Source organism: Calothrix sp. NIES-2098 (assembly GCF_963875125.1).
Taxonomy (GTDB): Bacteria; Cyanobacteriota; Cyanobacteriia; order Cyanobacteriales; family Nostocaceae; genus Aulosira.
This window is the reverse complement of the sequence record NZ_CAWNKJ010000001.1, coordinates 3490638-3512748: the sequence shown is the minus strand read 5'-3', so window position 1 is coordinate 3512748 and position 22111 is coordinate 3490638. Positions and strand designations below refer to the sequence as shown.

Annotated in this window: 21 protein-coding genes and 1 tRNA gene; 15 read left to right on the top strand and 7 right to left on the bottom strand. The window is 41.1% G+C overall.

Annotated elements, in window-relative coordinates; genetic code table 11:
• Positions 1-9: 9 nt before the first annotated feature.
• Complete coding sequence (locus AACU33_RS14680) at positions 10-483, top strand: TspO/MBR family protein (RefSeq protein WP_096589398.1); 474 nt, start codon at positions 10-12, stop codon at positions 481-483.
• A 93-nt stretch (positions 484-576) separates the two neighbouring features.
• On the opposite strand, the gene trhO is transcribed toward AACU33_RS14680, so the two are convergent.
• Positions 577-1482, bottom strand: a complete 906-nt coding sequence (trhO, locus tag AACU33_RS14675) for an oxygen-dependent tRNA uridine(34) hydroxylase TrhO (RefSeq protein ID WP_096589397.1) — start codon at positions 1480-1482, stop codon at positions 577-579.
• A gap of 71 nt (positions 1483-1553) precedes the next feature.
• Between trhO and AACU33_RS14670 the strand changes: the two genes are divergently transcribed.
• From AACU33_RS14670 to AACU33_RS14660, 3 genes are all read left to right on the top strand, one after another.
• A tRNA-Ala gene (locus tag AACU33_RS14670) sits at positions 1554-1626 on the top strand.
• A gap of 184 nt (positions 1627-1810) precedes the next feature.
• Entirely contained in the window at positions 1811-2506 is a 696-nt protein-coding gene (locus tag AACU33_RS14665) for a hypothetical protein (RefSeq protein WP_096589396.1), read from the top strand.
• 44 nt (positions 2507-2550) lie between these two features.
• Positions 2551-3015, top strand: coding sequence for a hypothetical protein (locus AACU33_RS14660; RefSeq protein WP_096589395.1), 465 nt, complete (start codon positions 2551-2553; stop codon positions 3013-3015).
• A gap of 132 nt (positions 3016-3147) precedes the next feature.
• Here AACU33_RS14660 and AACU33_RS14655 read toward each other — a convergent pair whose 3' ends face one another.
• Positions 3148-3744, bottom strand: coding sequence for a glyoxalase-like domain protein (locus AACU33_RS14655; protein ID WP_096589394.1), 597 nt, complete (start codon positions 3742-3744; stop codon positions 3148-3150).
• 199 nt (positions 3745-3943) lie between these two features.
• Between AACU33_RS14655 and AACU33_RS14650 the strand changes: the two genes are divergently transcribed.
• Both AACU33_RS14650 and AACU33_RS14645 read left to right on the top strand, forming a co-directional pair.
• Positions 3944-4570 carry a sigma-70 family RNA polymerase sigma factor gene (locus tag AACU33_RS14650; RefSeq protein WP_339376009.1) on the top strand — a complete coding sequence of 209 codons (627 nt, stop codon included), beginning with the start codon at positions 3944-3946 and terminating at the stop codon, positions 4568-4570.
• 102 nt (positions 4571-4672) lie between these two features.
• Entirely contained in the window at positions 4673-5818 is a 1146-nt protein-coding gene (locus tag AACU33_RS14645; RefSeq protein ID WP_096589392.1) for a tetratricopeptide repeat protein, read from the top strand.
• A gap of 53 nt (positions 5819-5871) precedes the next feature.
• Here AACU33_RS14645 and AACU33_RS14640 read toward each other — a convergent pair whose 3' ends face one another.
• The gene (locus tag AACU33_RS14640; protein ID WP_096589391.1) at positions 5872-6681 is read right to left on the bottom strand and encodes a hypothetical protein; all 810 of its coding nucleotides are present in this window, start codon (positions 6679-6681) and stop codon (positions 5872-5874) included.
• A 382-nt stretch (positions 6682-7063) separates the two neighbouring features.
• Positions 7064-8473, bottom strand: coding sequence for a sensor histidine kinase (locus tag AACU33_RS14635; protein WP_096589390.1), 1410 nt, complete (start codon positions 8471-8473; stop codon positions 7064-7066).
• Positions 8474-8658: 185 nt separating this feature from the next.
• Here AACU33_RS14635 and ppk1 point away from each other — a divergent pair, with 185 nt between their 5' ends.
• Both ppk1 and AACU33_RS14625 read left to right on the top strand, forming a co-directional pair.
• Positions 8659-10872 carry a polyphosphate kinase 1 gene (gene ppk1 / locus AACU33_RS14630; protein ID WP_096589389.1) on the top strand — a complete coding sequence of 738 codons (2214 nt, stop codon included), beginning with the start codon at positions 8659-8661 and terminating at the stop codon, positions 10870-10872.
• A 157-nt stretch (positions 10873-11029) separates the two neighbouring features.
• Positions 11030-11434, top strand: coding sequence for a response regulator (locus tag AACU33_RS14625; RefSeq protein ID WP_096589388.1), 405 nt, complete (start codon positions 11030-11032; stop codon positions 11432-11434).
• A gap of 160 nt (positions 11435-11594) precedes the next feature.
• Here AACU33_RS14625 and AACU33_RS14620 read toward each other — a convergent pair whose 3' ends face one another.
• Positions 11595-11777 (bottom strand): hypothetical protein, encoded by a 183-nt coding sequence (locus AACU33_RS14620; RefSeq protein WP_096589387.1) that lies wholly within the window; start codon positions 11775-11777, stop codon positions 11595-11597.
• Between the two features lie 219 nt (positions 11778-11996).
• On the opposite strand from AACU33_RS14620, the gene AACU33_RS14615 reads away from it, so the two are divergent.
• Complete coding sequence (locus tag AACU33_RS14615; RefSeq protein WP_096589386.1) at positions 11997-12545, top strand: DUF2854 domain-containing protein; 549 nt, start codon at positions 11997-11999, stop codon at positions 12543-12545.
• 51 nt (positions 12546-12596) lie between these two features.
• Here the strand turns inward: AACU33_RS14615 and AACU33_RS14610 are convergent, their stop codons facing one another.
• On the bottom strand, positions 12597-12857 hold the full coding sequence (locus tag AACU33_RS14610; protein WP_096589385.1) for a chlororespiratory reduction protein 7: 261 nt from the start codon (positions 12855-12857) through the stop codon (positions 12597-12599).
• Between the two features lie 991 nt (positions 12858-13848).
• Here AACU33_RS14610 and AACU33_RS14605 point away from each other — a divergent pair.
• Positions 13849-14175 (top strand): hypothetical protein, encoded by a 327-nt coding sequence (locus tag AACU33_RS14605; RefSeq protein WP_339376008.1) that lies wholly within the window; start codon positions 13849-13851, stop codon positions 14173-14175.
• A gap of 108 nt (positions 14176-14283) precedes the next feature.
• The gene (locus AACU33_RS14600; RefSeq protein ID WP_096589383.1) at positions 14284-15306 is read left to right on the top strand and encodes a response regulator; all 1023 of its coding nucleotides are present in this window, start codon (positions 14284-14286) and stop codon (positions 15304-15306) included.
• A gap of 77 nt (positions 15307-15383) precedes the next feature.
• On the opposite strand, the gene AACU33_RS14595 is transcribed toward AACU33_RS14600, so the two are convergent.
• Positions 15384-16589 (bottom strand): histidine kinase, encoded by a 1206-nt coding sequence (locus AACU33_RS14595; RefSeq protein ID WP_339376007.1) that lies wholly within the window; start codon positions 16587-16589, stop codon positions 15384-15386.
• Positions 16590-16716: 127 nt separating this feature from the next.
• On the opposite strand from AACU33_RS14595, the gene AACU33_RS14590 reads away from it, so the two are divergent.
• From AACU33_RS14590 to AACU33_RS14575, 4 genes are all read left to right on the top strand, one after another.
• Complete coding sequence (locus AACU33_RS14590) at positions 16717-18231, top strand: hypothetical protein (RefSeq protein ID WP_096589381.1); 1515 nt, start codon at positions 16717-16719, stop codon at positions 18229-18231.
• Between the two features lie 123 nt (positions 18232-18354).
• Complete coding sequence (gene hpsE, locus AACU33_RS14585) at positions 18355-19356, top strand: hormogonium polysaccharide biosynthesis glycosyltransferase HpsE (RefSeq protein ID WP_096589380.1); 1002 nt, start codon at positions 18355-18357, stop codon at positions 19354-19356.
• Positions 19357-19495: 139 nt separating this feature from the next.
• Entirely contained in the window at positions 19496-20368 is an 873-nt protein-coding gene (locus AACU33_RS14580) for an LPS biosynthesis glycosyltransferase (protein ID WP_096589379.1), read from the top strand.
• A gap of 83 nt (positions 20369-20451) precedes the next feature.
• On the top strand, positions 20452-21867 hold the full coding sequence (locus AACU33_RS14575; RefSeq protein ID WP_096589378.1) for an S-layer homology domain-containing protein: 1416 nt from the start codon (positions 20452-20454) through the stop codon (positions 21865-21867).
• Positions 21868-22111 lie beyond the last annotated feature (244 nt).

Genomic DNA, 22111 nt, shown 5'->3' with positions numbered 1-22111 from the left:
TAAGGCGGCATGATTAGATCTTGGATGGTAATTGGGGGTGTAGCTTTCGTAGTAGCCTTAGCGGCTAATTTTATTACACCAAGCGATCGCAAGTGGTTCGAGCGATTGCAACGCCCCAGATGGTTAACTTTTGAAGCAGCAATTCCCATCATCTGGACGGTAATTTTTATTTGCGGTGCTTGGTCAGCTTATATTGTTTGGGAAAGAAACCCAGGAACCAACGCCACTTGGTTACTTATGGGTTTATATCTACTTCTAGAAATTGTCACTATTGCCTACACCCCTGTAATGTTTCGACTTCGTAGTCTAAAAGTCGGTACAATTCTGGGCGGTACAGGCTTTATTATTGGTCTTTTATTAGCACTTGCAGTTTTAACTACTTCCGTTTGGGCAGCCTTGTTATTAGTTCCTTACTTACTTTGGAGTCCCATCGGTACTTATACTACTTGGCAGATGCTTCACCTCAATCCGCAAGCAGCCTAATAAAGCTACGCAAAATTCAACATGAATACAGAGTAGGGTGGGCATCGCCCACCAAATCCGAGTACGTAGGACTTTCTGTTCTACGAGTTGTAATTATTCATTTTTATGGTTACTTTTAAAGAGAAACTGTCGCCTTTTTTCCTGCTGACGTACTCTTTTTTCTTCCGTCAGGCTATCAAAACAGTAGGGGCAAGTAATACCTTCCTCATACTTAGGTGAAGCCTTATCTGCCGCGGAAATTGGGCGACCACAACCTTGACACATCTCATAGCTGCCTTCTTCCAAGCCGTGACGGACAGCAACTCGTTCGTCAAAGACGAAACAATCTCCTTCCCACAAGCTTTCTTGGGCAGGAACTTCTTCTAAGTATTTGAGAATGCCGCCCTTCAAGTGATAAACTTCTGCAAAGCCTTGCGACAGCATAAAGGATGAGGCTTTTTCACAGCGAATACCGCCAGTACAAAACAGCGCTACCTTTTTGTGTTTATTCGGGTCAAGCTGCTGGCGGACATACTCAGGAAACTCCCGAAATGTAGTAGTTTGAGGATTTTCTGCCCTTTTAAAAGTACCTATACTCACTTCATAATCGTTGCGGGTGTCAATCACAGTCACTTCCGGGTTAGAAATTAATTCATTCCATTCTTGAGGACTGACATAAGTACCAACCTGTTCATTTGGGTCAACTTCCGGCAATCCCAAAGTGACAATTTCTGACTTTAAGCGTACCTTCATGCGTTCAAACGGCGGGGTGTCAGTGTAAGACTCCTTATGTTCCAAGTCTGCCAAACGCAGATCGGAACGCAGAAATTCCAGAACTGAGTCAACAGCCTCACGAGAACCTGCAATTGTCCCGTTAATGCCTTCTTGTGCCAACAGAATTGTGCCCTTCATCCCTTGCTGTTGGCAGTAAGACAGCAAAGGGTCTCGTTTCTCAGCAAAATCTGGCAAACTGACGAATTTATAAAGTGTCGCAACGACTAGACTATTTTCTTGCTTCATTCCTTTGGCAACAGAACCATATTAAGTTACAATTACGAAAGTAGATTAATTACCTACCTCTTTAATTTTACGGGGGTTTAGCTCAGTTGGTAGAGCGCCTGCTTTGCAAGCAGGATGTCAGCGGTTCGAGTCCGCTAACCTCCATTAATTGATGATTTTCAGTTGATAGCAGTTTATTTTTAGCTGCTACAACAGTTTCTCATTTACTTACACCTTATAACGTCTGTAAAAACGTGAATTGTGCGTTTTTACAAGTTCTTACATGAGAATGCTATAAAATAATTTTAAAATTCTAGCGACTCACAGCGTCTTTGAGGTTTATCATTATTTGCAAGCAAAAGATATTAAAAAACAATTAAAATTGCTGATCGAGGAAGCATCTGCAATAGATCCTAGTTTGGCGAAAAGGTTAGAAGAAATAAATCGTTGGGTTAAAGATGTTAAGCCTGGTTCCTTAACTGCTAAAAAATTTGTCCTCTTTTTTCTTCAACAAATAATTAAAGATGCTCTAATTTGGCTAGATATTCAAGCCTTAACATCACCAGAGGAGCAACAACAGTATTATGAACACATGACGCCAACGGAATATTATTGGTACAGGTATTTATTTCCCAAATGGCTCAATCAAAGCGATCCTAAGTTTTCCATATGGAAACAAAGATTAATGGCTGGCGAGTTTACTCAGACTGATACTCATGTTCTGCAAGCGATCGCTAGCGATATTGTCCATCGTGAAGGTACTTTTTGGCAGTGTTATATTGCAGACTTCTCAATGGCAACTGATATAATTGTGAGTAGTCGGCAGAATAATCCACTGTGCATACAGATTACTAGCCTCTCTGATGAATTTTGCCAAGAAAAGTCCGATAATTGGGAAAATACTTTGCAACGCTGGGGCATAGATAGAGGTTTATTCTTAAGTTACAATCCCCACATTACGGATTTTGTCAATCAAGTAGTGAATATATCACTGTATAACAGCGATCGCTTGAAACCGGGCATTTATTTAAAATTTAGTTTATAGTTTTAAGTCATTTTCCTTCACTGTCTTAACCAAACTACATCATTATGGGGACACCAAGGCCAGTTGAACCTCAAGAAAGATTGGAAAAATTTTTAGAACATTTAGAAGCAGCTAGACAATTACAAAGAAATTGGATGACTTATGGACTTGACTGTGTAGACATCTATTTTGAGGATGTGGATGACGACTGGTGGGAAAAGTGGACAGAAGAAGAACACCAGAGTTTTTTAAACTCAGTTATAGAGTTCCTGAAAAGTGATGATTGGGTGGCGGTCAGAGTACGCAAGCAGCTAGCAAACAAACCCATCCCAGAAATTGCCGAAAAGCTAGAAAAATACCTAATTTTCCCAGAACAAGAGCGAATTTTCGCTATCAAGAATTTTTTAGCAGGTAGGTTTGCAGTTGGAGAAAATAATCCCGATATTAGTAATGAATTTGATGAAATTGAACTTTGGAATTTAGTTGCAGAACTTTTAGAAAAATTAGTAGAGATTCAAGATAGGGCTTAAGAGAAACTTTATTAATTTTCCTCCCATACATAAAATTCTTGGGAGTAACCCAATTATTTTAGTTTTTCCAGAGAAAATAATAAAAATTAAGAGGGCGCATTAGGTGTTAATTAATGCGCCCTCAACTCATAACTAATTGGCAACTTCAGCCATTTCAATAATTCGCCCTTCATAGTCTTTAACTAAAAAATTTAGGGGCTTCTGGTTGCGAATTTTAAACTTCAAACCGCGCGTTTCAACTCGCAGCAGGATCATTTCTAAGCAGTCACGGTCAAAACAAACATGGCGTTGTTGATTTTTGGTTCCTAAACTAGCGCCAGTAATTACGTGTAGCTGAGTATTTTTCTTTAACTGATACCACAAACCGTCACTAGCATTATTCATCATTTTGCCAGAGAAACTCGGGCCTGTAGACATATAAAGTGGGTCGATGCCGGTTGCGCCTATGGTTTGTTCGTAGTTGTAGTAGTAATGCAAAGGCACTTCAGCCGCAGGTAAATCTAGCAGTCCTTCATACAACTGACGCGCAATCTCCAAATCCGACACCATGACAGTATGTACTTTTGGGGCACTGGTGAGGAACATCCACATAGCACCAGCGTAAGCCGCCAGTAGCAACACCATGATGCCTTGGGTGGAGAACAGGCTATCTAGTGGTAGGGAAGGTAAAAAAGAGCCAAAAGTCAAAGGAGTGAGCAGGAACGATATCACACTAGCTGCTATAACCATGAACAAATCAAATATTTATTGTATAGGGGAGCCGCTTTTATTATTGTCGATAAAGACTAAAATTAAGTCTTTGATTATAGTGTATCAATAACTCTAGGGTCTGAAGTCTGAAGAACAACAGACAAGCATGAAGATATTGTGCGCTTGAATGGGAGACTAACATCCCCTACATATTTTAACAACTATCAACCTAAGGCTCGTGCAAATACCCCACTTTCCCGAAGCTAACCACCCGCTAGTCAAGTCACTGTTTCATCAAAGTGACCAAGAACTGCTAACTGCTTTTCAGCGCCATTCCGATAATGGCAAATACTTTACGGCGATTTTTTGTCGCTATAGCCCGATAGTGTACACCTTGATTCGCCACTCGGCGCGATCGCCTGTGCAAGCAGATTATCTGTTTGCCCTCACCTGGCGACATATCTACTATGAACTGGGTGGGCTAGATTTAAACAAAAACTCCCAACCAGATCAAGAAGCCTTAACCCTGCAAAATTGGCTGATCAACATTACAGCTTTTTGCATTAACGAGATTGAACTCCCACCAACAGAAGCGATTCATTATTCTCTCAAGGCGACTTCGCCTGCTTTATGGTGCTACGTGGAACAGGCTTTAGAACAGCTACCACCAATTTTGCGGTTTGTCGTCTTAATGGCTCAAACTTTTCGCTGGAGTGAAACTCGAATTGCTGCCTATCTTCAAGCCGAAGGAGAAAATATTACGCCGCTTGAAGTAGCCAATTTTCTTCAAGAAGGATATCGTATGTTAGAGGCCAAATTACCTGGAGATATTCGCGCCATTTACTTGGGTGAAGATTCTGCTTAATCCAGCTTAAGTATAATCGCGTATATTTTTACCTCTATTGTGGAAATTTAACACACTCTCTTAGACCTTGTACTTAAAAGCGAAATTTCCCGGGTAAGTTTTATGAAACAACGGTATTTCTTACCAGAGGGTAGCATTCTAGATGGCAATCCCACCCTCAGACCGATCAGACCGAGACGCTCTGGGTTGGAGATTTTGGAATTTGCTATTCTAGCCTCGCGCCCAAATGGCAAATTCCAATTTTTGACTGCTTGCTTTTTGATGTTAGCTGTTTTTTTTAGTCCTTTAGTGGCTACTGCATCTGACATTACACAACAACTACACCGTCCTTTAAATAACACCTCGTTGCGAGAATCAAGAGATCGCGCAGATAGCTTACTGCGAATCGGCGAGCAACAACAAATCACCGGTTATGCCGATAAAACTATTGACTCTTGCTTGGAAGCACTGGAAATTTATCACGCTCTTGGTGACTATAAAGCCCAAGGGATGACTTACGATTTGCTGGCTAAAGCCTACATCCAGCTGAATCGTTTTCAAGAAGGGGAAGATGCGTTGCGGCGAAGATTAGCGATCGCGCGCGACACTAAAGACTTTCAGGCTCAGATTTTCGCACTGAATAATATTAGTACGGTGCTGCTGCAAAAAGGAGAATTTACCCCGGCTGGTAAAACCGTTGAAGAGGCGCTAACAATCGCTCAGAATATCCAAAATAGTGCAGGTGAAGGACTTTCTTTAAGTAATTTAGGCTTGGTAAACGCCAGGTTAGGCAATTACAACAAAGCAATTAAATTGTATGAAACTGCTTTATCTTTCCGCCGTCAAGTTGGCGATATTCTCGGCGAAACCAATACCCTAAATAACTTGGGTGACGCTTACCTAGCGATGGGAAATTATCCCGATACAATTGGCACCTATGGAGCAGCTTTGCGGATAGCTAAAACCACAGGCGATCGCACTAACTATTTACGGGCGATTGACGGTTTAGTCACGGCGCACAGTTCTGTAGGACGTTATGAGCGTGCTTTTGACTTATTAGAACAACGGCTAGTAACTGCAAAAGAATTGCAAAATCAGCGGGAAGAATTTAAGTCTTTTATGACTTACGCTAACTTGTACGAGCAGTTAAATAACTATCTAACTGCCCGTCACTTTTACGAACGAGCGCTTGTGTTAGCAAAAGCTCTACAAGACAGCAAACAGGAAGTATTCCTAGTTGATAAGCTGATTAAATTACCCAAGCGATAAAAAGGCAGAGGAGGTAGAAGCATAAACCTTCTGCCTCCTGTCTTGTTCAAAATCTAATTCAAATACACTGAGCCATTAGATTGAATTCTCATGGCTTTTTTATCTTGAGCTACGCTTGTTGTTTCGTCCAATCTAACTTCTAGTAATCCTGTTTCTGAAGAAGGCTGTGGAGTTACCGACAGCAATCCGCCATCTTCTCTTTGAAATGTTACGGTGACTGGCGCGCGTAAATCCCGTAAGACTACATCAGATTTGCCGTTGAGCGATCGCTGGTCAGTATTGCCGATCACTTGGTAAGTTACATTAGCGCCAGTGTCATTCACCAACCTGACATTAACAAAACCATTTGCGAGCGCTACTGTAGCAGATGGCCTTTGCCCTTGTTGTTGTAGTGATGGTTCAGTTACAGAATTATCTTGTGTAGGAACCTGCTGCGGCGTGGAGTATGTACTTGAACTATCAGTTTGTGTATTTTGTTGGGAGCGATTATAAGGTGCTTCGTTTAAGATCCTAGGACTGGGGTTAAGTTTTGAGTTAGTAGTATTTGCAGGCGTTTCTCCACCTACACCCATTCTTGTTTGCTCTGCTGATGGCGTAGCAGGAACAGAACTAGAAGGAAGCATCCCTTGGGATTGCATTCTTTGAGTTAGAGCATTGGGAGGACATCCTTGCGGAACCAATACGCGATTGGTGTGTTCCGGTTCGTAAAAAATGCTCGGACAGGGATTGACTTTAGGACTAGTAGAAGTAGGTTGCTGTATTACTGGTGTTTGAGCAAATGCTGGCACGCTCATCAGTAAACCGCCGCAGATCGCAGCACATAACTCAGCCGACTTCCGAAACTTGTGTGAATTGCTATTCATTATTGACTCCTAAAAAAATCTCAACTGGAATTATTGATGAATTTGATAAATCAGCAAATTAAACTAGGTAATAAATGACATTTATTACCCTTGCTCTTATTATTTATTTGCTTTTTATAAAGTCGATTTGAATGATTTTAATTTAACAATTAACTTTGATTTTTATATCTAACTAAAGGTTTGAAAATTTTTAGCGATCGCAACTATTGTTTATTTCTAGAGAATGAGAAGATATAGTAAATTACAACTTGTTGAGGTAGAGATAATTGTCCAGACAAAATCTGTGATGCTGCTACCCCTCTAGTTGATTTACCCAAAATATGATGTAAGTTGGCTACTTGCTAGCTGAAAAAGTTTAATTGTGAGATTAACAGCGATCGCTTTAAACCTCAAGAGTGACAGGTAAAGTTACAGTAAAAGTCGTACCTTTGTCTAGGCTGCTTTCCACTTGAATTTGACCTTGGTGATGTTCGACAATAGCTTGGGCGATCGCTAATCCCAATCCCGAACCAGTAGAAATATCACAAGCTGTATTTCCTGTCGTGTGGGTGCGTGCTGGATCTACCCGATAAAAGCGGTCAAACAAGCGTGGTAGTTCTTCTGGGGGAATCCCAACTCCTGTATCGCTCACCTTAACTTGTAATTGAGCGCTACTGTAACGCAATCCCGAAATGCGATCGCTACCTTCTAAACGCGCCAATTCCACATTCACCCGTCCCCCAGATGGGGTGTATTGCAAAGCATTGCCAATTAAATTAGTGAACAATCGCACCAATTGATCCCAATTACCTACAAGGGTGAACCAATTATCCAGCAACTCCGGGCTAGTTTCCGCAAGGGCAGGATCTACTAAGTCTAAAGCCAGAGTAATTTTCTTTTCTGTCGCTAATAATTGCTGTTCTTCCAGCACTTCCATTAATAAAGCGTCCAATGGACAAGCGCAAAAGCTATCTTTACTTATCCCACTATCTTGTCTAGCAAGAAACAACAAATCATTGACTAACCTACCCAAGCGCTGAGTTAGTCGTTCCACTAATTTTAACTGTTGTCGGTAGTGTAAGGAGCTAGCAACTTCTGTCTCTGCTAACTCTAAATCAGCCAAAGCAACTTGTACATTAGTTTGAATTAAAGTAATCGGATTCCTCAGTTCGTGAGAAGCATCAGCGGTAAATTGTTTCAGGCGCTGATAGGACTCACCTACTGGTTCCATTGCTTTACCCGAAAGAAACCAACCGCTTGCGCCTACAGAAAGCACCATCAATCCCGTACCCAGCGCCAAATCAAAAATTAACTGACGGCTGGGTTTGGTAACTTCAAACCAGGGATGGCTAACACGCAAATAGCCCAATACTTGCCGTCCAGCTTCTACTCGCTGCGTTACCTGGCGTAACAATACTGGTGATTGACCCCATCCCTCGTCCTTTGGTACGCGCACAGTTTCACCAGTACGATTGGCATGAATGGGAATATTCAAAGGTGTGGATAGAGTTGACCAAAGTAATTCACCAGTAGGACTAAACCATTCCAAATCAATGCGATCGTCGTCTGTAGTGTCAGCATTGTCACGAAAACTAGCTTCGACATTCAGGCGTAATGTCTCAGTACCAGTATTCACTGGTTCAATTACTAGCGATCGCTCTACTACTTCCACTACATGATTGAGGGTATCGTCAATTCTTTCAATCAACGTACTGCGGACATATAAATACACTCCACTCGCAAAGAATAGTAGTAATACAGCCGTGACGGCAGTGTACCAAAGAGCGAGACGGCGACGAGTAGCTTGGAACATAGTAGTAGAGAATGGAAGGGACAGGAAATAGAGAAAACTAGGACGCCCACTAGCATTAATTTTTCAACTCATCTTGCAATACAAAGGCGATGTCTAGTAAAAAGTCGGCCTGCATACACTATTTCAATTACTATGTTTATTATTCTTCAGTTGCATGGGCTGCAACTATCTGCCCTCAAGCGATCATGCCAAAACCCAAGAAGAGTACCACTGCTGCAATCAATCTGAGCGATGCACAATACTACATCAACCGAGAATTAAGCTGGTTGGAGTTTAATAACAGAGTTTTACATGAAGCCTGTGACCAGCGCACGCCTCTCTTGGAAAGACTGAAATTTTTGGCGATCTTTACCTCAAATTTAGATGAGTTCTTCATGGTCAGGGTTGCAGGCTTAAAGCAACAAGTAGAAGCAAAAGTTAGCCAGTTAAGTCCTGATGGTCGTACACCACAACAACAGCTAGACGATATCAGGTTTACCTTGAGTCCGCAGGTAACTAAACAGCATCAACATTTTGAGCAAGTACTCCGACCCCTACTAGCCAATCATCGGATACACATCCTGGATTATATAGATCTCTCAGAAAAACAACGGAATTATCTAGATAATTACTTTGAAGAACAAATTTTTCCCGTTCTCACTCCCCTAGCTGTCGATCCTAGCCATCCCTTTCCCTACATTTCCAATCTCAGCCTCAATTTGGCAGTGGTGGTCAAAAACCCAGAAACTGAGGAAGAATTTTTTGCCAGAGTTAAAGTTCCGAAAGTCTTACCGCGATTTTTACCTTTACCGCCAGAGTTAGGAATTCAGCATAACGGCCAACCTGCTCACTGGACTGGTGTACCTTTAGAACAGGCGATCGCGCATAACTTAGATTCCCTGTTTCCGGGAATGAATATTCAGGAATATCATCCCTTCCGGATTACCCGTGACGCCGATCTAGCATTAGAAGAGGATGAAGCTGACGATTTGCTGTTAGCGATCGAACAGGAATTACGCAAACGCCGCATTGGTGGAACTCCCGTTAGGTTAGAAATTCAATCTCAAACTCCCGAAGCAGTGCGATCGCGTTTATTACAAGATTTAGAATTAACCGAAAGCGATGTTTACGAAGTAGATGGGTTGTTGGGGCTGCGGGATTTGATGTATTTTATGTCATTACCGCTACCAGAATTCAAAGACCCACCACGACAATCGGTAGTACCTTCGCGCCTGCAATGGTTGCGAGAACCCAGCGTCAATTCAGAAATCCCAGAGGTAGAAGAAGGAAAAGACTTTTTTGCCGTCATTCGCGAAAAAGATTTGTTAGTACATCATCCCTATCAATCTTTTTCTACAACCGTGGTGCGCTTTATTACCCATGCTGCTCACGATCCGAATGTGCTAGCGATCAAGATGACTCTTTACCGAACTTCGGGAGATTCGCCCATCGTCAATGCCTTAATTGCTGCTGCTGAAAATGGTAAGCAAGTGTCTGTGTTAGTAGAATTAAAAGCGCGGTTTGATGAAGAGAACAATATTTACTGGGCAAGGCGATTAGAAAGAGTTGGCGTTCACGTTGTCTATGGTTTAGTGGGGCTGAAAACTCACTGTAAAACGATCATGGTCGTGCGCCGAGAAAAAGATCGGATGCGTCGCTACGTTCATATTGGCACTGGTAACTATAACCAAAAAACTGCACGACTTTATACAGATTTAGGATTATTCACTTGCCAAGAAGAAATCGGTGCTGACATCACCGATTTATTTAATTTTTTAACCGGTTACTCGCGGCAAAAATCCTATCGCGAAGTATTAGTTGCGCCTGTAAATATGCGCGATCGCTTTTTGGCATTAATTAATCGGGAAATCGAAAATGCTAAAAACGGATTCACCGGGCGAATTGTCGCCAAAATGAATTCTCTCGTCGATCCCCAAATTATTGCCACTTTATACGAAGCCTCTCGTGCGGGAGTCCAGATCGATTTGATTGTTCGCGGTGTTTGCTGTTTGCGTCCTGGACTTAAAGAGATTAGTGAAAACATTCGTATTATCAGCATCGTCGGCCGCTTTTTGGAACATTCTCGGATTTTTTACTTTTATAACAATGGTCAAGAAGAAATCTATATCGGCAGTGCGGATTGGATGCGTCGCAACTTAGATCGCCGAGTCGAAGTTATTACCCCCATCAAAGACCCAGATATTGCCAAAGATTTGCAAGAAATCCTCGGAATTATGCTGGCAGACAATCGCCAAGCTTGGGAGTTACAAGGCGATGGCAGCTACATCCAACGCCATCCATGCGATCGTGCCCCCGAAGCTAACTCACAAACCACTCTCATCAATATGGCATTGCGCTCAACTAGCATTGGCTCAACTCTGATCGATTCAAAAAAGAATTCTTTCTATCTTGACAACTAGTTAAATCTATTCTTTCAGAAAACTTTAATCTTTCCTCACTAAATCTCTATAATTTATCCTTGGTAAATACGAAATTATTCAACCATAGGATAGAGTAATTCTTAGTACTTGTTCCCATAAACTATAAAAGTTATTGTATTTAGTCTTTCTCTTATAAATGTTAATGTTGTCCTGTGAGTCTTCTACCTTGCGTGTTTTAGTGGTTGACGATCACGAACTCACCCGTTTAACTCTACAATTAGCTTTTTCTTGCCAAGAAAATATACAAGTAGTCGGTTTAGCTAAGAATGGTCAAGAAGCCATTGAAATGGTCAAACGCTACCATCCTGATGTGATTGTTCTAGATTTACAAATGCCAGTCATGGATGGTTGGAGTGCATCTAGTCATATTAAAGCCATCTCTCCTCAGACCCAAATTCTTGCTTACTCTTCAATAGAAGACGCAAGTTTACAACAGACAAAAGCCATGCCTAGCTTTGATGACTTTTGCCGAAAGGATGTACCGACAACCGAACTTATTGCTTTGGTAAGACAGTTAGGCAACCGTGTAGAAAATGGCTGAGTTACCAGATAATTATGCAGATGCAGTATAGTTGCTCGCTTAACTCAGGTAACGTTCAATTCTGGGGAATTAGTGATATTTTTTACTTTAAAGCGTCGGTAGACTGTTAGTTTTCGGCTCTACCGACGCGACATTGATGTTTGCTAACGCCTATAGAGGCTTAGTTATTTTCTGTTTGCGGAATAGTACGTCTAAATTCGTCTACTAAATCATCCAATTCTTCCAAAGCCTGATTGACATCAATTCTCAAAGTTCCTAGATTGGGTTGTTCTAGTAAACTCAGTAAGTATTCGCGTTTGCTTTCAACTGCGGCAATTCGCTCTTTTATAGTTTGTATATCCATTGTTTTTTGCAGTCCTTAACTATCTTCAAATTTAAAATTAACGCAAAAAAAGGCGAAAAAGGGAATTTACTGGTTAAACCTAGTTCAGTTGAAAAAACATTTCTGGTTTTACCAAGCGATAGTCAGTGATGAGCTTGAGCTTACCCTCTTCCCCGATCTGTCACTCATATCCGATGATAATAAAATTAAGGTTTTAAGAATTGATACTAACTTCAGCTCATGTTACGCCAAATTTCTTTGGGAACACTCGGTTTAACTGTCGGTGGGATCTTAACAATTGTCGGTTTTATAGCCTATGCCGCTGATAATGCCACACTCAATCTTGTAGGATTTTTCTACGGATTTCCTCTATTGCTAGGAGGATTAGCACTCAAAGCTAATGAACTTAAACCTATACCCTTTAGTCAACCTACTACACCTGCGGTTTTGAAACTGCGCGAACAACAAGCAACTGTCACCCAAAATAAAATTCGTAAAGACATCACCAGATATTGCTATGGCCAAGATGCACATTTAGATAGGGCGCTTTCTTATCTAGGCCTGAGTCCGACGGATGAACAAAGACCAATCATTACAGGATTACAAGAAAAAGAAGTTAATGGGGCTTACGCTTTAATTTTAGAATTTGATTCACCCTCTATCCCAATAGATGTTTGGCAGCAAAAACAAGAAAAAATGCTCAGTTATTTCGGCCCTGGAGTAGAAATTCAGATCGCACAACCTAGTGAAGATAAAATCGAGCTAGCATTGATTACTAGTCAAAAATAGATATTAGTCAATAGTTATGACTAATAACTATTGACTTACAAATTTACTTTTTTACTTTTCTAAGCGTACCGCATACCACTGTAAGTATTTACCAGGGCCTAGGTCTAACTCGCAACTTGTATCGATTAAATATTTAGCTCGATCTGCCACACTCTCAATTTTTTGCACATCTGGTGGTAAATCTTGAAAATCAATATTTTGCAGAACTAACTTGAGCTTTTCTAATAACTCAGAGGCAGTGAGAAATTGTTCGGGTTGATTTGTTTCTAGGACAACAAAGTTATCCTCGGCATACATTAACGAATTGGGCATTGGCCTGATTTAGAGCTTCTTTGCAAGGTTTTATGAGATTTTTGACTTAGCTTACTTAGCTAACTTTCTTGGGTATAAAAATTTTAATTACCATAATATTTTAGCTGCAAAAATTATTAATGCTGAAATAATATTTTTCAACCTAGGCTCATTTCTAGTACAACATGAGGCAATTAATGAAGGAATATTGATACTATTCCACGCAAATCTGCTTCTCATGCTTGACTAAACTTATCAACCTGAAAGTGCCCAGCCAAAACTTGCTAATTATAGGATATATCTGACCAATAGGGGGCTAGACCCTTCGGTGGAAAGCTAAAATAAGGTTTTCAACAGCTTATGTCTTCTGTACTTGGAGACGCTTCTCCATAGGAGCGATCGCATTATTTATTAATCAACTTTTGAAATTTTGCCGAAAGTGCAAGTGGAATTTTCCAATAAGTGTGGTTTGCAGAAAATCTGCTGAATCAAGATACATAAGTAACTCCGATTTTCCCCAGTGTTTTCACTTAATTTATTAAAGTAATAGTGCCTAAAAATTAAAGTATAAGATTTACCGATTTTGTAACCAATCTCACGAGCCTAAAACTCTGAAAAGCTTGCCTGAGCTAATTAAGGAGTTGAAACTGAACGTTAACAGGATTTATAGCTAAAAATCTCATAGCACCTTTTGCTTCTTATATTACATATTATTGGTGTTAAAAATCACTATCTAACTCAAAAAGCAAAGTTAATATTTGAAGTTTTCCCGGAAATGACAATTCGCCTTTAGCAGTAGGGAAATATAAATAATACGCCAAATGTGAAAGCAAAAGGTCTTTTACCCTGTAAGGGTTTCGCAACTAGCCTAAAATCAAGGTTTTGGGGCTATCAACGAAATGACAAGAGTTTTAAGACTTAATTCACATAAAACGTTAATCATCAATTTCTTACCATGTCCTTAGCTGGACAGGAAGGTCAAAATTGCCTTTGTGTTGCAAATAAACTGTCTATGCAAACTAGTTATCTACCTGGTACTTGGCTAAAAATAATTGAGCATTCTATTTTTCTGTTGGATAGCCTTGGGCGGCGAGTGTTGGCATTGATGGAGGCGCATTTATCTCTATTGCTTGGGAGGAAAACTTTCTTTCAAGTTAGTTTCAAAACTCTCCCCTTAGATAAATTATTCAATGTGATATTTGCGCCACTGGAGAAAAAATCGCTGGATCGACTAGCAGATATTTACCTGCTTCCAGAAATCCAGTTAAAACTGGGCAATCATTGTATAAAAAACACGTGCGTTGCCTACGTATCTTCTACCACATCGTCTGTTCAGTAGGATTGTGACTACAGCAAAAAATCTTAACTCACAGGCGATTTGGTTAAGGGGGCAAGTTTTTCCTGGTTCGCCCTTACCGATACTCTCATTCTCTGTGGAACGCAACTCATGTCAGGCATAAGTCCATTTTCTCTTTCCAAGCAACCACCACTGATTTTAGTGGCTGATGATGACAAGACCATGCGAGTGCTGTTGCGTAAAGCTATGGAACAAGAAGGCTATCGAGTGGTCGAGGTCAATGATGGTCAGCAATGTTTAGATGCTTACGATACTATTAAGCCGGATATAGTATTGCTAGATGCAGTAATGCCTGTGATGGATGGCTTTACATGCTGTAAGCAATTGCTCAAGATTGCCAGAAATAATTTGATGTCAGCACTTGCAAGTTTTGATACGGACTCGGCTCTAGGTAATACTGTGATCTCTAAACTATGGGAACGAACTCCTATCTTGATGATCACGTGCTTAGACGATGAAGAGTCGGTTAATCGTGCTTTTGAAGCAGGAGCAATGGATTATATAACCAAACCAATTCACTGGGCAGTTTTGCGCCAGCGTTTGCGACGATTGTTACAACAAGCACAAGTATATAAACAACTGGAAGCGGCAAACCAAGCTTTACAGCATATCGCCAATGTTGATGGTTTAACAGGATTAGCTAATCGTCGCCGCTTTGATGATTACTTGAATACACAATGGATTAATTTAGCACAAGAGGAATTACCCCTATCTTTAATTTTGTGTGATATTGACTTTTTTAAATTTTATAATGATAAATACGGCCACCCTGCTGGAGATGTCTGTTTACAAAAGGTAGGTGCTGTCCTCAGTCATACGGCACAGAAAAATCAGGATTTAGTAGCACGTTATGGCGGAGAAGAATTTGCTGTAATTATGCCCAATACTCATGCATTTGGTGCAGTTCATGTTGCTGCGGCGATGCAAGCTGGAGTCAGAAATTTAAAAATTGTTCATCATGGCTCTGAAGTTAGCCAATATGTCACCCTGAGTATGGGTGTGGCGACTATTGTTCCCACTTGGGAATCTTCACCTTCCGATTTGATTGTGGCCGCAGATAAGGCACTTTACCAAGCAAAAGCGGAGGGGCGCGATCGCATTATTCTCAAATAATTTTTTGGTTTTGGGATTAAACTTGAAAAGCAAAATTAGAATTTGGCGCGTCGGTTGCCAGCCAAACAATGCGGCGACTATGAAGGATAAACTGGCAATGTAAAGTGGAACCACGCTCCACCGTTGGGAACAGAGTCAACCCAGATTTGACCATAGTGGGCCCGAATAATTCGTTGGCAAACACAAAGACCAATGCCGTAACCTTCTGTAGCTTCATCGCGTTGCAGGCGGAAATGATTTTCAAAGATACGATCGCGGTCTTCGTAAGGAATTCCCGGCCCAGTGTCACCAATGCTAATCTGAACTTTTTGGGTAGTGCGGTGCAGTCCTGTCATGCTAATCTTGCCGCCAGCTGGTGTATATTTAATTGCATTGTCCAACAGATTCACCAGTACTTGGTGAATGCGTTCTGGATCGGCATAGACATAGGGTAGGTCTTGCGGGACATCTGTTTCTACCTGTTGAGATTTCGCCGTATAGCGATCGCGCAATTCTTCGACTACATCTAGACAGAGTTTGCCGATTTCCATTTTTTGCGGTACGATTGGTAGCTCAGTATCATTGCCTCTACCAACCTGCAAAAGATCCGTAATCATACGGTCAATTGTTTTGGTTTGAGTCCGGGCTTGTTTTAACAAATGCGCCGTCATTGCTGGTTTGAGGCGCTGGAATTGACCTGTCTCTATATTGTAATTAGATTGGAGAGTTTCGATCGCGATCGCAGCAGCTGTTAAAGGATTACGGAGGTCGTGGGCCAGCACAGCGATCACTCTATCTTTAAATTGCAACTGCTCTTGAAGTTTCTCTTGTTCCTGTTTTAAGCGAAAAATCTCATCGGAGAGGCGTATAAGTTCAGCAGAAACAGCAACTGAACCAATTGTGGATTGAGGTGCTACCACCCGATCGTTGTCGTCTAGCCGTTCTTGTAAATCTTCCTGTAGCTTCAAATAGGCATCTACAGAGGTTTGCCAACGGGGCCACCAGTTTTTTAGTTGACCGATGATATTACTTCCCGCAATGATTTGCCTCGGTTCCGGGTGAATTTTGATTAAAGCTGGCGTCGCCACTAATTTAAAGTGTTCCGCCATATATGGTTGTTGCCCGACATCGATAATTTGAAGTTCAAAATGATACCCAGTTTGCAGTTCTTTCAAGTAAGCACGTATTCGCTGTACTTGTTGTCGGGACTTGGGACGTCCATCGACAAACAACAATAGTTGGAGCGGAGCCTCAGAATAGATCGGCTGATCTTGGGAAACTGGCATGTAATCGTGTTTCAGCACTGGTAACAACCCGGTCGCGCTTGACAGAAAGTTAAAGATGGACTGACGCTGGTCGGTGGTCGTTCTTTCTTTTAAATTTAATATCTATTTTAGATTTTTCTACACCTAACAGTCCTGTGTTTTTGATATGAAATACATCTTTTTCAGCCTTTTGCTTCCTTTTAGTTTTGTTTCTGTTCCGAGTAAGCTGCAAATCCTTGATTCTAAGTTCGCATCTTCCCCAAATCAAAGTCTGGCGGCGGAACCAACCAATGAAAGCTTTTATACTACAGCCAGTCATCTGGTACAGCAACAGATCGATCTGATGGCTCGCATTGAGCAAGCGATCGTTACACCCGATGCTAATCAGATGCGATCCGTTTTAGGGCAATTAACCCTCCACACCAAGTCTGTAGACTCTTTCTTGAACCGTCAAAGCAAAAGTCCCAAATCGTTATGTATTTCCAGAGTGGATTCTACTCAGAATTTCCCTTTAGCCGAACAATTAACTAGGTCACAAATAAAAATTTACTGCTCTTTGTATACTTCTAACCAAGAATTATTAAAACTTTCTCCAATTTTGGATCGTTTGTTATCTCGGCGGGGAGAGCTAGCCTTAGTCCGAAGTCTACCCTTGGTGTCGGGCGAGCGACAATCAGATCCAGTGCTGGCGATCGCACCAATCGAGCGTCCTCAACTCGACAAACTAGCGACACCCTTTGCGATCCAAGAACCGAATGTAGGTTCCCCACCACCACCAATTATTGGTAGGCCTGCGAAAACAGCCATAGCTGACTATGTATCACCCAGACAACCCGCGATCGCCGCACCAAAGGAAGCACTGACTACGCTTGCATCTGCCAAGAAATTATTGACCGCAGCACAGGTGGAATTCCCCTTACAAAATCAATTTACAAATCCTCAGGAAACTTCTGCGGTGCTTGACCGCTTTACCTACGACATCGATCCCCAAGAACCGCAAACTTACGCTAACTTTCTGAAATTGCCTCATACTGGCATTTTCCGCGTTTTACCCGATCTAGCGTACCAGCGTCCGCTAAATACGCTTCAGAATCGCTTGGCACCTAGTGTGAGCGAACGCTATCCTTTCCCTTCATTGGGCGATACTCCAGGGGGGTTTACTCCCAGTCTAGCACTTCAGCTGGTTGGCGATCGCTTTGGGCTGGGGTATCAAGGTGTAGATTACAGCTTCATGGTAGATTTGGGCGATGTGCCTCTTAATAAGTTAGAGCCAAAGCTTAAAGCTGTAGCGCAGCCAACACGAGAATTTTTCCTCAACTACCAACCGCCTAAACAATTAAACGAATTACAAGTAGAACGGCGGCGGTTCCTGACTGGTAAAGACCAGAACTGGAATTTAAATCAGGTTATTTTAGCTGATGCGAAAGCTGAATTAAACCATACTTATTTGGTGCGATCGCTCCAATTTCAACTGCCAAATATGATTTTGAATGGTAGATCGCTTTCCCCTCAAGAACGTCAATCTCTAAGACAAATACAACAATTACGCAGTAGTGACCTTTTAATTGCTTTTCGTCCCGTGCGCCGCCGTTCTGATGGTAGCTACACGATTCTTTGGCGAGTTTTACTTCAGTTTCCCGAACCACAAATTAAAGATTTAGAGACAGCCGGAAATTCTTGATCTTTATTATCATATTTGGGTGCTCTCGCATACCCCTTCAGTGTTTATGCTGGTGACATTTATAGCCATAATTACTACCATTTGAGCAAAAGATATAATTTTTTCTAATTTTTGGTCATTAATATGATGATTAATTTTAGTGTGGCTATATGTACCTTTAATGGAGAAAAACGTTTACCAGATGTTTTAGATAAATTAAAAGAATGCTGTGCATATACTACACAATTAGCTATTAATGGAGAGCCGATAAATTGGGAAATTATTGTTATTGACAATAATAGTAAAGATAATACAGCTAAAGTAGTTAAAGAGTATCAAGCAGATTGGCCAGCAGCGTATCCGATTAAGTATTTTCTTGAACAGAAGCAAGGATTAAGCTTTGCGCGAGAGCGTGCTATTCAAGAAGCTCAAGGAACATTTGTTGGCTTTTTAGATGATGATAATCTACCTATTCCTAATTGGGTTGCATCTGCCTATCTTTTTGGGAAAGAGCGTCCGCAAGCTGGGGCTTATGGTGGCAGAATTTACGGTGACTATGAAGTTACACCTCCAAATAACTTTGATAGAATCAGCTTGTTTCTAGCTATTGGTGGTAGTAGTAAAACAATTTGCTATACTGCTCCCGAAAACAGCTTGTACTATAAAAAAGTTTTACCCGCAGGCGCAGGATTAGTAGTTCGCAAACAAGCATGGATTGAGAATGTTCCTCAGGATTTATTTTTTCAAGGTCGAGTTAATGGCTCTTTAGTAACTGCTGAAGATATAGAAGCCTTAACTTATATTAAAAAAGCTGGCTGGGAAATTTGGCACAATGCTGAAATGGAAATTTATCATCGCATTCCTAAGCAACGTTTAGAGAAAGAGTATTTATTAAAATTGATGCGTAGTATCGGTCTGAGCCGTCATTACACTCGGATGCTAGACATAAAAATTTGGCAACAACCTTTTTTGTCTCTAGCTTACATGGTGAATGATATCCGGAAAATGGTGATGCATTTGGCTAAATACCATATGCTTCTCAGAAGCGATATTGTAGCCGCCTGCGAAATGGAACTTTTAATTGGAGCTTTTTTCAGTCCTTTTTATATTTGGAAGAGAGCCTTATTAAAATTACATAAGAGTTAAAAATCAATAGTTTATATAGTTTTCATAAGTAAGTCGGTGCAAATAATCATCACTTGTTTGTAGTCGCGCTACTCTGCGAGAACGACTTCGACGAACGCTTAACTAGTAACTCAAGACTTATCAAAAATTTTCTTGATATATGCAGCTTTTTTCTAGAGAAAGTAAGGCTAATAATAGTCTTACTAAAAATCGCTTAGTTGAGGGTCTTAGCAAAGTTTTCATTATTGCTTATAAAGAACCGACTCAAAAACTTGAAGAATTCCTAACAAGTGAAGGATTTGACGTTGAAGTCTTGAGACAGGAAGCCAAACCAGAATATGAAAATTTTTCTCGGAGCTATCTTTGCCTGATGAATCATCGCACAGCTTGGACAAGAGCTATGCAAGCAGATAGACCAACAATGATTATTGAAGCAGATTTTGTACCTGTAGTTGGTTTTGGTAAGCTACCTCTACCCTTCAATCCTCACCAAAATGATGTGGGAATTAGCTGGCTATACACTTGTGCGCCGCAACTATACCACGTTTCTTGTGATGGTTATGCTGAAGGGTTTTCCACTTCAGCCGTTGCTTATATTGTGACGCCCCAAAGTGCCCGTTACTTATTAGAACTGGCAGAGGAAATCCGAGAAACAGTTGGAGAGACGAATTATTCAACTTGGGATTCTGATATTGATTCCTTCCTCCGGCGCAAAAAGCTGAAGAACTACATTCCTTGGCGGAACTATGGCGAACATGGAGGTTTACCTAATCCTGAGCATTACCAAAATAAATTAAGTAAAACGCACCGTGCTGATATTCTTTACGGTAAGCTGGCTTTTACGCCCTTGTATGCTGCTGGTAATAATGGTGGTAATTTGAGATTACTGTCCGTTAGATTCTGGGCGCGTGTTAAAGGAATTGCCCGTTTGCTAACTGGACGCTTTCTAAGAGTAAAAGTGTTCCAAGGTTCTAGTTCTCCTATCAGGCTACTCAGTTTTGCAGTTCTTAGACAGTTGATGTTGAATTTATAATTAAAACTTCTGACTTGAGACTTTAACTTCAGTTGACAGTCTGCGCTAGGGTAGGAATTGACACTAAATTTTGATAATTTCCTGTGCTGCCCTATAAAAATCCAGCTGTATTTCTGAGTTTGGCTGTTTTACTTTCTTCGTTAACAGCCTGTGCTAACAGCCCAGTCGCCAAAAATCTTGAGCAGTCTGTGGCGGCCGATCCTCAGTTGCAAACTAACCCAGTTGTGTTTGGAGACGCTAAGAGTAACCAACTGCAAGCACAGCAAAACCAATCCACAGTTAAATTACCAGATAATTTTCCTCAAGATATTCCGTTATATCCTAATGCCAAATTAGAAGAAATTACACCCGCTAGTGGTGCAGAAAATAGAGTTTCGACTCGTTGGCTAAGTTCTGACCCTAGCAATTTTATTGCCAGTTTCTACCGCGACCAGTTCCAATCAAATAATTGGCAGATTTTGCAAAAACCAACAGATGATGTGGGTGGCGTTTTTGAGGCACAGCGCAACGATTTGCTGGTGAAGGTTTCTGTTCAAGCTCAATCAGTCACTAACCCAACACCCAATCAACCACAAACAGCAACTGAATTACTAATTGAGTACCTACCTGCTAGTACTGCAACAGCACAACCTACGCAAACTACCAATCCTAGTGAAACTACTAACGCCCAAACTCCTAACGAGGTTCCACAACCAGGCGATCCTGAGTTTATTGGCCCTGTACTACCTGGAAACGTAGCAACACAGCCAACAAACACATCTAATAATCAATCTACTGCTACAGCTACAGTAGCTTCACAGCAATTTAACGATTTAAACAAAGCGCCTCAAGAACTGCGACAACACATCCAAGACCTGGCACAATTAGGTGTTTTATCCATAGAATCTCAAGTTACGAAAAGCAACTCGAATACTACAACTAACCAATTCGCACCCAGCAAAACTATAACTCGTCGAGAGTACGCTCGTTGGCTAGTGGCTGCTAATAATGCAATGAATGTTAACAATCCATCCAAGCAAATTCGCTTGGCTGCGGAAACTGCTCAACCTGCTTTTAGTGATGTGTCATCCAAAGATCCCGATTTTCCCGAAATTCAAGGATTAGCAGAAGCGGGATTAATTCCCAGTTCCTTATCTGGCGACAGCACAGCAGTTTTATTCCGTCCAGATGCGCCTTTAACGCGGGAGCAGTTACTACTGTGGAAATTACCATTGGATACTCGCCAAGCTTTACCCACAGCTAACTTAGATGCAGTCAAACAAACCTGGGGTTTTCAGGATGTGGGAAAAATTGACCCGAAAGCTTTAAGAGCAGTGTTAGCTGATTATCAAAATGGCGAACAGTCTAATATCCGGAGAGTATTTGGCTATACCACACTGTTTCAACCCAAAAAACCTGTAACTCGTGCTGAGGCGGCAGCGGCTTTGTGGTATTTCGGAACTCAGGGTGAAGGAATATCGGCTGTTGACGCGCTGAAGTTAAAGCGTCCACAAACCTAATTTTGAGTAGTTCAATACATTTGAGTTGACGGTAGCGATCGCATTAAGGATACAGCTATCTCAACCGTATTGCTCTATAGTTAGCAGTATGGTAAGTATTTCAACTTAGTAATTTTTGCGATTATTCTCTGTAATTTCTTTGTAAAAAAACTATGGATTCTATATAAAAATTCAGTAAATTTAGGCATAAATAGTAATTTAAGCTTAATATTTTATTGATAAATATTTTGCTGTTACCTCGCTA